This is a genomic window from Bacillus sp. NTK034 (genome assembly GCF_017303275.1).
Taxonomy (GTDB): domain Bacteria; phylum Bacillota; class Bacilli; order Bacillales; family Cytobacillaceae; genus Cytobacillus.
In genome coordinates this window covers 797,339-812,050 of record NZ_JAFKOJ010000002.1, presented here as the reverse complement: position 1 = coordinate 812,050, position 14,712 = coordinate 797,339, and the positions used below count along the sequence as shown (strand labels likewise).

Here is a 14,712-nt window from a genome sequence, read left to right as displayed (position 1 = left end):
AATGAGAGCCTTTCTGAATAGAAAAGGGGTAACCCTTTCACCTAAAGTCTATTTTATAGATGCCCTGAGCAGTATGGCGCTTGGATTATTCGCTTCGCTGATCATTGGGCTGATTATTAAGACAATCGGCGAACAAACTGAAATCAAATACCTGCAGGATATGGGCACTCTGGCTATGGGGCTGATGGGCCCTGCAATTGGTGTTGCAGTTGCATACGGACTTAATGCGCCGCCGCTTGTTATCTTTTCCGCCATTGCCAGCGGTGCTGCCGGTGCGGCTCTTGGTGGTCCGGCAGGGAGTTTCGCTGCAGCTCTTATTTCCACAGAACTTGGAAAACTGGTCAGTAAGGAAACAAAGGTTGATATCATTGTAACACCGCTTGTTACAATTGTGGCTGGTTATATCGTTTCAACATTAATTGGCCCAGGGATCGATTATGGAATGAAGAGCTTTGGCAGCTTGATCATGTGGGGGACAGAGCAAAGGCCAATCATCATGGGCATCATTGTGGCGGTATTAATGGGCCTTGCCTTAACGGCTCCCATTTCTTCAGCCGCTATTGCGCTTATGCTTGATCTGCACGGTGTTGCAGCAGGAGCTGCTACGATTGGCTGTGCAGCGCAAATGGTCGGCTTCGCAGTGAGCAGCTTCAGGGAAAACAAGATGGGCGGATTAGTAGCGATTGGAATTGGAACATCCATGCTGCAGGTAGCCAACATTATTAAAAATCCGCGCATACTCATTCCTCCAACTGTTGCCGGTGCTGTTCTCGCACCATTTGGAACAACTATCTGGATAATGGAAAACAATGCTGCTGGAGCGGGAATGGGTACAAGCGGGCTGGTTGGCCAGATAATGACTTTTACAACGATGGGCTTTGGTTCAGATGTTTGGATGAAGGTCATTATATTGCATTTTATTGGACCGGCAGTTATCAGCCTGATATTATCTGAATATATGAGGAGAAAAGGCTTGATCCAACATGGAGACATGCATATTAGCACAGGGGGCGAAAGAAAATGAAAAAACTGGAATCAGAAGAACAATTTAAGGAGATGCGCAGCAATGGGAAACATATTTTCATGTTTTCAGCTGACTGGTGTCCAGATTGCCGGGTTATTGAACCGATATTGCCTGAAATTGAAGCAAAATATAATGAGTACACTTTTATTTATGTAGATCGCGATCAATTCATTGATCTTTGCATTGAGCTTGATGTCTTTGGGATCCCAAGCTTCATTGGATACAGGGATGGCCAGGAACTCGGCCGCTTTGTCAGCAAAGACCGTAAAACCCAGGAAGAAATTGAGAATTTTATTCAAACTCTGGAAAACTAATCCTATTACATGTAGTGTTCAATTTTTTACTTTGATAACTGTCTAGCGCAAGCAGCCTACCCCCTCGAGGTGTCGGGGGTGGGCAAGGCGCTTCCGCTTTTAGACCCTCCTGCATCTCTTTTGAGCAGGAGGGTTTATTAGTGTAAAATGATAGTCGGAAATCAATCCCCATAAGGAGGGGCTTATATATGAAAATGGATAGCAAAAAGATGAAAAATGAATTGGAGCAGCGCTTAGCAAAAGAGAACCGGACTTTCTCTTTTGACAGGGAAAAAGATCAGCTCAGGATTGAAAATAAGGACACTGGAAAAGGAATTACCATCTCTCTTCCAGGTATTATTGCTAAATGGCAGGAGCAAAAGGAAAAAGCGATTGGCGAAGTCGTTTATTATGTAGAGGAAGGCCTGGAAGCAATGGTGGAAGATGCCCATTTGTCGGGCCATGAAAAAAATATTTTTCCAGTCATCCGATCAACTTCTTTTCCAGGTGAGTCGCAGGAAGGAATTCCTTTTTTGACAGATGAACATACTGCTGAAACACGAATTTACTATGCGCTCGATCTCGGAAATACGTATCGCCTCATTGATGCAAAGCTAATGGAAAAAGAGGGATGGGATCCGGAAAGGATTAGAGAAACGGCTCTTTTCAATGTAAGATCCCTGTCAACAGATATGAAGTCGGATACTGTTGCAGGAAATAATTTCTATTTCTTAAACAAAAATGATGGGTATGATGCCAGCAGAATCCTGAATGATTCCTTTATTAAAGAAATGGGCAGGAAAGTAGAAGGATCCATGGCCGTTGCCGTACCGCATCAAGACGTATTGATCATTGCTGATATAAGAAATGAAACAGGCTATGACGTTCTTGCCCAGATGACTATGAGTTTCTTTGCGAGCGGCAGAGTTCCCATTACGTCCCTTTCATTTCTATATGAGAATGGAGAGTTTGAACCAATATTTATTTTGGGTAAGAATAAGAAGAAGTAGTTTTTTAGGGTCACAGCAATGTGGTCCTTTTTTGTTTAACGAGCTGATTCCTTTTGAAAACAAGACAATAAACCCCCAGGAGAGATGAATCATTGCCGAATGGTATATAAAGCAGTAAATTTAAGTGAAAGTCATGCAGTATCGGGTAAAAAGACAGGTACTTCCAGATATGAATCTTTAATCACCCGCCTGAGTCAAAAGTATGTCTGCAGCCTTTAGTTTGTTTGTAAAATTACCCATTCTGCCTTTATAAGGACTCATTCTCGGATTTCTTATTCAAAATCTGTGAATAACTGCTAAAATAAATAGATAGTCTAACAAAGTTTTTAATAGAAAGAGTTGATATAAATGAGCTGGATTAAAAAGCTATTTCATATGTTTAAAAATGATGAAGAAGATTATGAGGAATTTGAAGAACATGCAGATGAGCCTAACTATGAGAAACAGCCGACTTCTAAAAATACGAAAGAAAGCTCAAGAGACATAGATGCTAAAGTAGTCTATCAATATCCCAAAGGCCAATTCCGTTTTCCGGTCATACCTGACCATGAAGCAGAACGGGAGAATAAGGGACAGCATAGACAGGATCATAATAGACAGAATCATAATCGTGGGAAGACTGTTAATAAAACTGAAAAAAGACATACAAGGACAGGAGAAACGGAATGGCAGAGAAAGCAGGCTGAAACTCCAATCCATGAAAAAAGGGTGCCTCGTTCCGCAGATAGGGAGCGGCAAAGAAAGTCTGCGCCATTACCTGTCACTGAAGAAAAAATTCTGACCCGTAACGAAAGAGAGGCTGCCAACAAGAAAAGGCCTTTCCAGCCAACAGAAATTCCATCGCCGATATATGGATTTAAGAGACCGCGGCCAAATGATCAGAAAGGTAAATCTGATAACGGGGAACAGGAATATAACCACAGGGAACTTACATACGATGAGGTTATGCGCAAAATTCAGCAGGTTCCTCCTAATCGGCAGAAAGTAACCGAAGCTGTTTCAGATAAAGAAAGAAAAGCTGTTATTTCCGATAAATTGGAAGCTTTCCAGGCACAGGCTTCTGCATTGGAAACAGAGGAGCCTGCAGCAAAAAAATACAAAATAGGTGAAGCGTCTGAATTAATGTTTGAAGTTCCGGAAGATAACCAAGAAACAGAGGTGCATGAAGAAGAAGCACATCCTGCGTGGCAAGATCATAAGGAAACTGCCAGGCAGACTGGATCTTCCAAGCCCGACGATGAATTTCAAAATAGTGAGGATCGCATCGGTCATAAAAAAGAATCTGAAATCAGCAGATCACTCGCAAACTTGATTGAAGAGGCTCTGCATGAAGAAAAAAAAGGAGAATACACAGGTGAACTTTCAGTACAGAGCGAATTGAGCACTCATGCCGTTCTTGAGCCGGAAGCTGAAGAGGGTGCAGAGAAAAATGAATTCCTTCATGATTTAGGGATTGATGCTAAAAGTGATCCGGAAGAGTTTATTCATATAAACTTAGAAGAGGAAAACTCACATGCAGAAGGACCGGAGACGATTGATAAAGCTGAATTAAATTCCGATCCTGAAGATAGCGGTAAATTAACAGGCTCGTTCTCTTCTCAGGCTGAACTGATTTCTGAAAGAAACAGGGCTGAGGATGCTGAGCGAAATCAGACTGCAGATGCAAATGAATACTTAGAAACAAAAGCAAAGCATGCTGCGTCAAACCCGCAGCAGGAAGAAGATGTTCAGGAAGTGAAGGAGCCTTCATCAAGAGGGTCAATTCCATTCAATGTCATCATGCTGAACAATGACAGAAAAAAACTGAATCAGCAGGATAAGATGGCAAGACCGTCTGATGAAAAAAAAAATAATATCGCTATGTTTCCGTCAGAAAATATCCAGCAGTCTGCTGCTGCAGCAGAAAAGATCGAGGATCATCCAGCGGAGAACCATTCGCCTATCGAAGAACAGTCACCGCCTGCCCTGGAATCGGTACGAACTGAGGATAAACAGAATTATCTGGCGGATGAAGAAATTTTTTATTACCAATTTCCTTCCCAGACATTGCTGACACCGCCAGTAATCATGGAGGAAGCTTCCGATTGGCTTTACGAACAGGAACAGATGTTAAACTCCACACTGCAAAATTTCAATGTCAGGGCGAGGGTGGTTAATGTTACGCAAGGACCTTCTGTAACAAGGTTTGAAGTACAGCCTGAACCAGGCGTCAAGGTGAATAAAATTACGAACCTCTCAGATGATATAAAGCTGAGTCTGGCAGCAAGGGATATTCGGATTGAAGCGCCAATACCAGGAAAGCATACAATAGGCATTGAGGTTCCGAACCAGAGCAGCCGTCCGGTATTTATTAGTGAAATTATCAGCACCCCGGAGTTCCGGACTGGCCAATCCCCATTAACGGCAGTGCTGGGGCTTGATATATCAGGGAAGCCGATTGTGACGGATTTACGGAAAATGCCGCATGGTTTGATTGCCGGTGCAACGGGATCAGGGAAGAGTGTTTGTATTAACACGATCCTGGTAAGCTTGCTGTATAAGGCTAGTCCCGATGAATTGAAGCTTCTTCTGATCGATCCAAAAATGGTCGAACTTGCCCCATATAATCGAATTCCGCATTTGGTCAGTCCGGTTATTACCGATGTAAAAGCAGCAACTGCTGCTTTGAAGTGGGCTGTCGAGGAGATGGAACGCAGATATGAATTGTTTGCCCATGCCGGTGTGAGGGATATAAACCGTTTTAATGAGCTGGCAGAAGAGCAACAGCAATATTCAGAGAAGCTGCCATTTATGGTCATTGTAATTGATGAGCTGGCAGACTTAATGATGATGTCGCCGGCCGATGTAGAAGAAGCCATTTGCCGGATTGCACAAAAAGCCCGTGCGTGCGGCATTCATCTGATTATTGCAACCCAGCGTCCTTCCGTGGATGTTATTACGGGCTTAATTAAGGCGAATGTGCCTACAAGAATTGCATTCTCCGTATCATCTCAAATCGATTCAAGAACAATCATTGATATAAGCGGCGCCGAAAAACTGCTTGGCCGGGGGGATATGCTTTTCCTTGAAAATGGATCCTCCAAGCCAGTGAGGCTGCAGGGGACATTTGTATCAGATAAAGAAATTGATGATGTGGTAGCCCATGTACGCAGGGAAAGCGATCCCGATTACTTATTTGAACAGGAAGAACTTCTGAAAAAAGCCCATGCCATAGAAGAAGAGGATGAACTGTTTTTTGAAGCATGCGAATTTGTTGTTGATCAGGGAGCGGCTTCCACTTCAAGTCTGCAAAGAAGGTTCAAAATAGGCTATAATAGGGCAGCCAGGCTGATTGATATGATGGAAAAACAAGGGTTTATTTCTGAAAATAGAGGCAGCAAACCAAGGGATGTCCTTATTACAGAAGCTGATCTTGAATCCATACATGAGACTAGTACATTAAATTAATACATGGTATTCTTTACTTGCATGTTTAAAATAATATGAATAACAACTACGATAAAGTGAAACTTCAATCAGTGGGGGGCTTTATCCCCACTGATTGTTAGTTGAACCAATCGGGCCTTTACGGGCAGTTTGCCCCCTCATCCTCCATTGATTCCTCTGAGTCTTGAAATGGGGGCTTACTGTTCGTTAGACTGCGATAAACGAAGAAAGCATTCTTAAGCTGGCAGGCTGCCGGCATAGATGCCTGCTCCTTGCAAACTCAAGTCAGCAGGCACACCTGCTTTCTTTGTGGATAAATGTATCTATATTTTTGAACTTCGAGAATTGTCTAGCTCCAGCGCCTACCCCCTCGAGGGTCGGGGGTGGGCAAGGCGCTTGCGCTTTTCGTGTTTCTAAGGAGCTTTAGGGATGAAGGAAATTGAAATGAAGGTAAAAGGAGAAATTAAACGTCTGACAAACCAGACTTTTAAATTCGATGAACGTGTAAGAGATGGCTGGTTTTCAGCGGTATACTTCCTTAAGACAAGAGAGATTGTTAAGAAATATCATGAAGATAAAATCGTAACCATGCAGTTTTTCCAAAAGAATCATGCCGTTCTATGCGGTACGGATGAGGTCATTGCACTATTAAAAACATTTGCGGACCGCCCGGATGATCTGGAAATCCATTCATTAAAAGACGGTGATAAGATTTCACCCTTTGAAACAGTTTTGACCATTAGAGGAAGATATCAGGATTTCGGATATCTCGAAGGAATAATTGACGGCATTTTGGCCAGAAGAACTTCAGTTGCCACGAATGTATATAATGTGGTAAAAGCAGCAGGTGTTTCAGGTGTTCAAAAGCAGGTCATCTTTATGGGGGACCGGGATGATCATTATATCACCCAGGCAGGAGATGGCTATGCAGCCTTTATTGGGGGTGCAACAGCCCAGGCAACGCATGCCATGAATGAATGGTGGGGTAAAAAGGGCATGGGAACAATGCCGCATGCATTGATCCAAATGTTCGAGGGAGATATTGTTGCGGCTACGAAGGCTTATCAGGAGACGTTTCCTGAAGATGAATTAGTTGCTCTGGTAGACTACAATAATGATGCCATCACCGATTCACTGAAAGTGGCAAGAACCTTTGGCGAAGAGCTTAAAGGTGTCCGGGTTGACACATCAAGAACAATGATTGATCAATATTTCTTAAGAAATCAGCATTTGCTGGGAACGTTTGACCCGCGCGGGGTCAATGCAGAACTGATTTTTGCACTGAGGAAAGCGCTGGATGATGAAGGGTTCGGACATGTGAAGATTGTGGTGAGCGGCGGTTTTACTGAATCCCGAATCCGCGAATTTGAAGAACAGGGTGTTCCGGTTGATACCTATGGAATTGGAAGCAGTCTGCTGAAGATCACCACAGGGTTCACTGGAGATAATGTAATGATTGACGGCAAGCATGCAGCTAAGGCAGGACGCCGTTATCGTCCCAACCCCCGCCTTGAAAAGGTGGAATAACAGAACGCTATTTACAAGAAAGTAAGGAGCATCCAAAATGGATATGGACGGCTCAATTATGGATTTACATTCTTTTCGTAAAGCTAAACAACTCCAGGGAGAGAAAAATGCTCTGCGTTTATACACATTAAGCAGGGATTATACGGAACGGACGGCTAATATCAGAGAGAAAGTCCGCGCAAAGCATTTATTTCGGAAAACGCTCGGTCTTGATCCTGAAGCGGCTTTTTTGCCTATTCAGCAGGCGGTTTTCCAGGATTGGTTTCTCTTTGATTATAAAACCATTCAAGGCTCAACTATGTTTAGTCAGTTCTTAAAAAACAATTCCCGGGAGCTTTCAGAATCAGATCTCATTCAGGGGGCTCTCTTTTTGACATCAGTCATGGAACCCATCAGGATTATAGAAGTATGTCAAAAGGTAATTTCCGCCTCCCGTGCAGAAGATAACACTCCTTTTCTTTTAAGTCAGAACGGGGTGTTCCGGCCGGAACTGTCAAAAGGGTGGTATTTGATCAGAAGAATACCAATCCAGATGTATGATCTTCCTATTGGACCATTTATCTCTATTCAAAGTTATGAAGCAGTTAACCGTTTAACGGAGGCCTTTTCGAAGTCAAAATTAGAAGTTCCTGACCTTACGTGGAGAGCCTTCCTGAAATCTAATGTTTTATTTTTTATTTCTGGGGAATAAATAGCTGGCAATACGTTACATAGTTTTTAGATTCGATTAATGATATAATGATTCAATACATTAACGTGTAAGTAAATAAAAGTGACAGCGGAAAAGCTTAACAGCACAGTCATGGGAGCATGTCTTCTAAGGAGATATGCGCAAAACTAGATATATGTCATATACTGTTTTACAGATATACGATGGTTGGAGGTTCTTTATATGACTATTTACCATTTCGTAGGTATTAAGGGGTCTGGAATGAGTGCATTGGCACAAGTTCTGCATGATATGAATTATCAGGTTCAAGGCTCCGATTTTGAGAAACACTTTTTTACTCAGGTGGCACTTGAAAAATCCGGAATAAAGATCCTTCCCTTTCAAAAGGAAAACATACAGCCGGGCATGACGGTAATAGCCGGGAATGCATATCCGGACACTCATGAAGAGATTGAGGAAGCAATGAAGCTTGGCTTGCCTGTTGTGCGTTATCATCGCTTTTTAGGTGATTTCATGAAGAATTTCACGAGCATTGCAGTGACGGGAGCTCATGGGAAAACTTCCACTACAGGCTTGCTTGCGCACGTAATGAGAGGCGCAAAACCAACTTCATTCCTTATTGGAGACGGTACGGGCAAAGGGGACAAGGAAGCGGAATATTTTGTTTTTGAAGCTTGTGAATACAGAAGGCATTTCCTTTCTTACTACCCTGATTATGCAATAATGACAAATATTGATTTTGACCACCCTGATTACTTTGCCAACGTTGACGATGTTTTTTCTGCTTTTCAGGAAATGTCATGGCAAGTGAATAAGGGGATTTTCGCATGCGGCGATGACGAGCAGCTGCAAAAAATCCAGGCTAAAGTGCCCGTGGTATTCTATGGTTTTGGAGAAGATAATGATTTTCAGGCACGCAATGTAGTTAAAACAACAGAAGGAACAACATTTGATGTGTTTGTCCGCAACACCTTCTATGAGACTTTCTCTATTCCAGCGTATGGAGATCATAATGTTTTGAACTCTTTAGCTGTTATCGCTCTATGTCATTATGAAGAGATCGATGCGAAGATTGTCCAGGAACAGCTTCTTTCCTTTGAAGGGGTGAAAAGAAGATTTTCAGAGAAGAAAGTGGGATCTCAGGTAATTATTGATGATTATGCCCACCATCCGACAGAAATTAAGGCGACTGTAGAAGCTGCCAGACAAAAGTATCCTGAAAAGGATGTGGTCGCAGTTTTCCAGCCGCATACATTTACAAGGACTCAGGCCTTTCTTGATGATTTTGCATCAAGTCTCAATTTGGCTGACAAAGTGTATCTATGCGAAATCTTTGGCTCTGCCCGTGAAAATCATGGAAAACTCACGATTGATGACTTAAAGGCCAAAATTCCCAATGCACAAATTCTAAATGAAGAAGAAACGGCTGTACTAAGGAATCATGAAGATAGCGTAATTATGTTTATGGGAGCCGGGGATATCCAAAAATTCCAGCAGGCTTACGAAAACCAAATATAATTCAAAAAAAGGATGCCCCGCTAAGGAAGCATCCTTTTTATATATAATTTTGAACGTTGATAACTGTCTAGCTCCAGGCGCCATTTACTCTCTGGTCTAGCCGATGGCGCCCTTCCGTTTTTCTTATTACTTTAAATTCTCAGGATTTAATGCTTCAAGTTCACTAATGACAAATCGCCCGTCTTTACGGATTAATACCTCATCAAAGTAAATTTCACCGCCTCCATAGTCAGGGCGCTGGATGTTGACCATATCCCAATGAATATTGGATTTATTGCCATTATAGGCTTCGTCATAGCATTGTCCAGGTGTGAAGTGGAAGCTTCCGTCAATTTTTTCATCGAACAGAATATCCTGCATCGGATGAAGAATGTAAGGGTTAACTCCGATAGCGAATTCACCTATATAGCGCGCACCCTCATCTGTATCAAAGATTTTATTGATGCGTTCGCTGTCATTGGCTTCCGCTTCAACAATTTTCCCGTCTTTGAATGTCAGTTTTACATTTTCAAATGTAAAACCATGGTATGGAGAAGGAGTGTTATAGGTGATGACGCCGTTGACAGACTCCCGTACAGGAGCCGTATAGACCTCTCCATCAGGGATATTCATTTGACCGGAGCATTTGATTGCCGGAATATCCTTAATCGAGAAGGACAAATCTGTACCGGGGCCGGTTATTCTGACTTTATCGGTTGCGTTCATTAATTCCACAAGGCTGTCCATTGCTTTGTCCATTTTGCCGTAATCCAAATTGCAGACATCAAAATAGAAATCTTCAAATGCCTCTGTGCTCATTTTAGCCAGCTGGGCCATGGAAGCATTTGGATAACGCAAAACCACCCATTTCGTTTTTGGCACGCGGATTTCTCTATGTACTTTTTGTCCGATGGTTGATCCATGAATTTTCATTTTATCATCCGGCACATCAGCCTGCTCGTTGATGTTGTCTCCGGAGCGCAGTCCTATGTATGCATCCATTTTGCTCATAACATTTGCTTCAAACTCAGCCATTATATTGAATTGCTCTTCTTGTGCCCCTAAAAGCAGGGAACGATCAACCTGATGATCTTTTAAAGAAACAAACGGGTATCCTCCAGCTGCATAGGATTCCTTAACAAGCGCGGTCACTAATTCCTTTTGCAGTCCGAAGTTTTCAATAAGGATCTTCTCGCCCTTCTGAAGCCGGATTGAATAGTTAATCAAATTTTTTGCCAGTTTTGCAATACGGGGATCTTTCATGGATAAATACCTCCAGTAAATTTATTTTTCCGACAACTATTATTGTACCCGAAATGAGAGGTTTTGTTTAACCTTTTCCAATTGTGCTAAAATTTACTTTAACTGATGAAAATACCTGTTAGAGAAGGAATTTGGACTTCACAAGTGGAATCTATTAATGTACTCCTGGTTTAGAGGAAGTGCATCTGGGTAAAAAGTTAGTATACAGACAACCGGAGGTGTAGGAATTGGAAATTATTTTATACTTAAGTGTAGCAGTCATTGCTATAGCATTTCTTGTTTTGGTCATTTATCTGGCGAAAACGTTAAAATCCTTACAAGGGACATTAGATAACGTATCACACACATTGGCAGGCCTAGAAAGGCAATTAGACGGCGTCACAAAGGAAACAACTGTCCTGCTGCATAAAACCAATACACTGGCTACAGACATTCAGCAGAAATCAGAGAACCTGAACAGTGTCGTAACTGCGGTAAAAGAAGTTGGTGACTCTGTCCGCAAATTTAATGGATCCATACAGAAAATCACATCTTCTGTAAACACACAGCTTGAACAGAATAAAGATAAAATCTCACAGGTGGTACAGTGGAGCAATGTTCTCCTTGAAATCAAAGATAAGTGGAAAATGAGAAAAGAAGACCCTTATCAGTACAATGTCAGCGAGAAACAAATGCTCCCGCCTGAACGCCAGAGAGAAAGAGCAAGATACTAGATTAAAAGGAGGAAAAAAGAGAATGAATAGCCAAGACCGTACTCAATTTGATTCAAATCAGCCCAAAACCGATGAAAATATTAATACGAAAGATTTTATGATCGGTGCCTTAATCGGAGGCATGGTTGGCGCAGCTGCCGCTCTGTTTCTGGCTCCTAAATCAGGCAAGGAGCTTCAGAGCGATTTAAGCGAAAAGGCTGCTTTATTAAAAGAAAAGTCAGGACAGTACCGTGAAACAGCTATGACAAAAGGTACCGAACTGGCTAATGCTGCCAAAGAAAAAACAAATGTGCTGACTCAAACGGTAACAAAGCAATCCAATGAACTTGTTAATAAAGTAAAAAGCTTGAAAGACGCTCAAAATGGACAAGCTGCTGCAAGTGGTGCAGCTGAAGAAAATGGAGAGGCCATCAATGACGAGACATTCCAGGCAGAAGGGAACGCACCAGTAAATGATGCGGAAATCCAAATGAAGCTGGAAGAGACGAAAAAAGCTTTTGACGAAACCGAGCAAAAGTATAATTAATTTTATTTGTTTAAACAACGGTGAAGTGGTACGATTACTTCACCGTTATTTAATTTAATGAGCGAGGCTTTGCCTGGCTTAGTTGGGGAGGCAAGAAAATGAAAAAATTTGATAGCCATGAAGCATTTGATCAAGCAGTAGAATCAGGAGAACAGCTGCTGGTTTTAAAACACAGTTCCACTTGCCCGGTGAGCGGAGCAGCCTATGAAGAATATGACAGCTTTGTGAAAGAGCATCAGGATGTAAATGCTTATTACTTAGTTGTTCAGGATGATCGTCCTTTGTCTAATCATATTGCAGAAGCTTTTCATATCAAACATGAGTCTCCTCAGGCCATTCTGTTTAATAATGGAGATGTTGCCTGGCATGCATCACATTGGAAGATTACATATGATTCCCTGGTGAATGCTGTGAAGGAAAACAGATAAAACCCATCCAATCGGATGGGTTTTTGCTATATATAATTTACATTTGAATTTTTATTTATGGCAGGCCACAGGATTTTGAGGTGATCACCAGGCTCTACAGGTTCATGAAAAGATGTCTTTTCCCCATTTTTTAAGAGAATGAAGTTTCCGGAAGATGTTGCAGGCATATCTACACTAACATGGCTGAATACATCCTGAAAAATAAATGGAGACATTGGTTTTTTCACGAGTGCAATTGCATCTCCAGCATGAATGGGATCATCTTCGTTGAGGATAGTACCTTCTCTCTTAAATTCAAGTATTGCGCTGGACAGCTCTAATTTTTTTCCGTTAAACATAACCGGGATCCTCTGCTGAAGTGCCAGCTGCTTAATATCTGCTAATTCTTTTACTGTTAGTTTGCTTCTTTTTTCAATTTGCAAATTGTCACCATCGTCTACTATGCTGAGACAATTCGCCTCAAGGCCGTTTTTAAAAAGCTTTCCGGTATGGCGTGGAAGAAATGTCTCTTTTTCATTAATGCTTATTCGGAAAGGCGTAAGCTCGTTTAATAAATCTTTTAGGTTTAAAATTCTTAATATTTCTTCAGATGTTTCCGGAACCCTGCACTCCACTTTATCCCGATCCGCAATGATCTGCTCAAGCGAGGCAGCTTTTTCATTACAGGTAATAGCAGGCTGGATTGTGTACCGCTTTCCGTTAATAGTAATGGACTTTTCCGGAACTTCATCAATCAAATCCTTTATGCGTACTTCAGCAGGCAATCCGTCACGTCCTTTTGAAACAGTAATGTTATCGCCTGATTTGATTTCTTCATCTAAAGCACTTGTAATGCTGTTGCGTTTGATGACTGGAGCTTCTCCATGGCTTCCCGGAATCGTAATGTTTTGCCCATTTAGATTGACAATCATGGCGAGCCCGGGCTTCCCGTAAAGCTTATTCATTTTAATGCCAGCTGCCAGGAGACAATCCCCAACTGTCAGATTTTTGACCTCGAATAGCCTGACAGGATGATCGTTAACGTAAACTGTGCAATATTGGACCGGAGCCCTTTTAGCTGCGATTGCTATTCCTACTGGGGTGACAAGTTCGGGGCCGCCGTCTGTGGATTCCGGTAAATTCAGCCCGCTTATGGCATCAATTCCCCTAATTGCGACTCTGTTCGCCGGAAGGCCCAATCTTTGCGCAATCCTTTCAGCAAGCCCAGGTGTTAAGCTCCCGCCGCCTACCAGCATGACGGCTTTTGGTGGTCTATTATTCAGCTGCAGGATTTCATCGCAAATGGAATTTGTCAAACGTTCGAGTGCAGGAGAAATTTTTTCAATTGTCTCTTCCCTGCTGACTTCTGTCTGGAAGCCGAGAATATCCGTGACAGAGATTGTATCCGATAAATGCAAATCTCTCTTTGCCTTTTCGGCTAAAGGGAAGTCCAGCAGGAACTGGTCACTGATTGCTTCAGTAATCTCATCGCCTGCTACAGGCACCATTCCATAAGCTGTAACAGTGCCCATATCTGTAATGGCAATATCGGATGTTCCGGCACCGATATCAACAAGAGCAACATTCAGCCTTCTCATTGAAGGAGGAATCAGCACATTAATAGCTGCGATTGGCTCAAGTGTCAAAGCCTCCATTTCCAGGCCTGCCCTTTGAAGAGCTGAGATTAGTGACTCCACTACAATCTTGGGCAGGAAAGTAGCAATGATTTCAACGGATGCTTCATCACCCTGCTGATCAATCAGACTGCCGATTTCTTCTCCATCAAGACGATAGTATAAAACGGAATATCCAACACAATAGTAATAATAGCTTTTTTCAGTCTCATGCTTTTCTGCAGACATTGCCTGTGCCTGCTGAACCGCACTTAATTCCAGGTGAAGTATATCCTGCTTTTGCATCATCGGTTTTCCTTTAATGCTGATCGCTGTTTCGGATCTTTCTGTTTTTAAAGCCCTGCCTGCCGCTGCAACACACACCTTTATTAATGGGCCGTGTTTTGCTTCCAGTTCATTTCTGATTTCTGATATGATTTTTGAAACAGCCAGAATATCATGGATCTGTCCGTCGAGCATGGCCCTTTCTGCATGCTCCTTAATCACGATATCTTTCACATGATATTGGCCGCCATTCTCTTCGAGAATAATTCCGACCACCGTACGGGTTCCGATATCCAGTGCAAAAAGCTTTTTTTGTTCGTCCAAAGCAATACACCTTCTTTGTAATATGTCATAGAATGTTTAAATAATGCCTTGAAATCGCTTTATCACTTAAAAGCGTTTAATTAATAAAGAAATTTTTCGTGACATGTCTGAATAATTCATATATAATAACCCTA

The 14,712-nt window shown here is 42.2% G+C and carries 12 protein-coding genes; 10 read left to right on the top strand and 2 right to left on the bottom strand.

The window, feature by feature from the left end; all coding sequences use genetic code 11:
- The first annotated feature begins 1 nt into the window (after window position 1).
- The 7 genes from JI665_RS10275 to murC all read left to right on the top strand — a co-directional run bounded on the left by JI665_RS10275 (window position 2) and on the right by murC (window position 9,468).
- Window positions 2-1,024, top strand: coding sequence for a PTS transporter subunit IIC (locus tag JI665_RS10275; protein WP_206839174.1), 1,023 nt, complete (start codon window positions 2-4; stop codon window positions 1,022-1,024).
- A complete protein-coding gene (locus tag JI665_RS10270; RefSeq protein WP_206839173.1) occupies window positions 1,021-1,338 on the top strand; it encodes a thioredoxin family protein in 318 nt (105 codons plus the stop codon). Before JI665_RS10275 ends, JI665_RS10270 begins: the two co-directional genes overlap by 4 nt.
- 188 nt (window positions 1,339-1,526) lie before the next feature.
- Window positions 1,527-2,327 carry a DUF1444 domain-containing protein gene (locus tag JI665_RS10265; RefSeq protein ID WP_206839172.1) on the top strand — a complete coding sequence of 267 codons (801 nt, stop codon included), beginning with the start codon at window positions 1,527-1,529 and terminating at the stop codon, window positions 2,325-2,327.
- A gap of 348 nt (window positions 2,328-2,675) precedes the next feature.
- On the top strand, window positions 2,676-5,774 hold the full coding sequence (locus tag JI665_RS10260; RefSeq protein WP_206839171.1) for a DNA translocase FtsK: 3,099 nt from the start codon (window positions 2,676-2,678) through the stop codon (window positions 5,772-5,774).
- 408 nt (window positions 5,775-6,182) lie between these two features.
- Window positions 6,183-7,280, top strand: a complete 1,098-nt coding sequence (locus JI665_RS10255; protein WP_206839170.1) for a nicotinate phosphoribosyltransferase — start codon at window positions 6,183-6,185, stop codon at window positions 7,278-7,280.
- A 37-nt stretch (window positions 7,281-7,317) separates the two neighbouring features.
- Window positions 7,318-7,971, top strand: coding sequence for a hypothetical protein (locus JI665_RS10250; RefSeq protein ID WP_206839169.1), 654 nt, complete (start codon window positions 7,318-7,320; stop codon window positions 7,969-7,971).
- Window positions 7,972-8,172: 201 nt separating this feature from the next.
- A complete protein-coding gene (murC, locus tag JI665_RS10245; protein ID WP_206839168.1) occupies window positions 8,173-9,468 on the top strand; it encodes a UDP-N-acetylmuramate--L-alanine ligase in 1,296 nt (431 codons plus the stop codon).
- Between the two features lie 126 nt (window positions 9,469-9,594).
- Here the strand turns inward: murC and JI665_RS10240 are convergent, their stop codons facing one another.
- Window positions 9,595-10,710, bottom strand: a complete 1,116-nt coding sequence (locus JI665_RS10240) for an aminopeptidase (RefSeq protein ID WP_206839166.1) — start codon at window positions 10,708-10,710, stop codon at window positions 9,595-9,597.
- Window positions 10,711-10,937: 227 nt separating this feature from the next.
- Between JI665_RS10240 and JI665_RS10235 the strand changes: the two genes are divergently transcribed.
- The 3 genes from JI665_RS10235 (at window position 10,938) to ytxJ (ending at window position 12,377) form a co-directional block, all read left to right on the top strand.
- Window positions 10,938-11,423, top strand: coding sequence for a DUF948 domain-containing protein (locus JI665_RS10235; RefSeq protein WP_206839165.1), 486 nt, complete (start codon window positions 10,938-10,940; stop codon window positions 11,421-11,423).
- Between the two features lie 22 nt (window positions 11,424-11,445).
- Window positions 11,446-11,949 (top strand): YtxH domain-containing protein, encoded by a 504-nt coding sequence (locus JI665_RS10230; RefSeq protein WP_206839164.1) that lies wholly within the window; start codon window positions 11,446-11,448, stop codon window positions 11,947-11,949.
- 98 nt (window positions 11,950-12,047) lie between these two features.
- Window positions 12,048-12,377, top strand: a complete 330-nt coding sequence (ytxJ, locus tag JI665_RS10225; RefSeq protein ID WP_206839163.1) for a bacillithiol system redox-active protein YtxJ — start codon at window positions 12,048-12,050, stop codon at window positions 12,375-12,377.
- Window positions 12,378-12,403: 26 nt separating this feature from the next.
- On the opposite strand, the gene pilM is transcribed toward ytxJ, so the two are convergent.
- Window positions 12,404-14,578, bottom strand: a complete 2,175-nt coding sequence (pilM, locus tag JI665_RS10220; protein ID WP_206839162.1) for a cell division protein FtsA — start codon at window positions 14,576-14,578, stop codon at window positions 12,404-12,406.
- Window positions 14,579-14,712 lie beyond the last annotated feature (134 nt).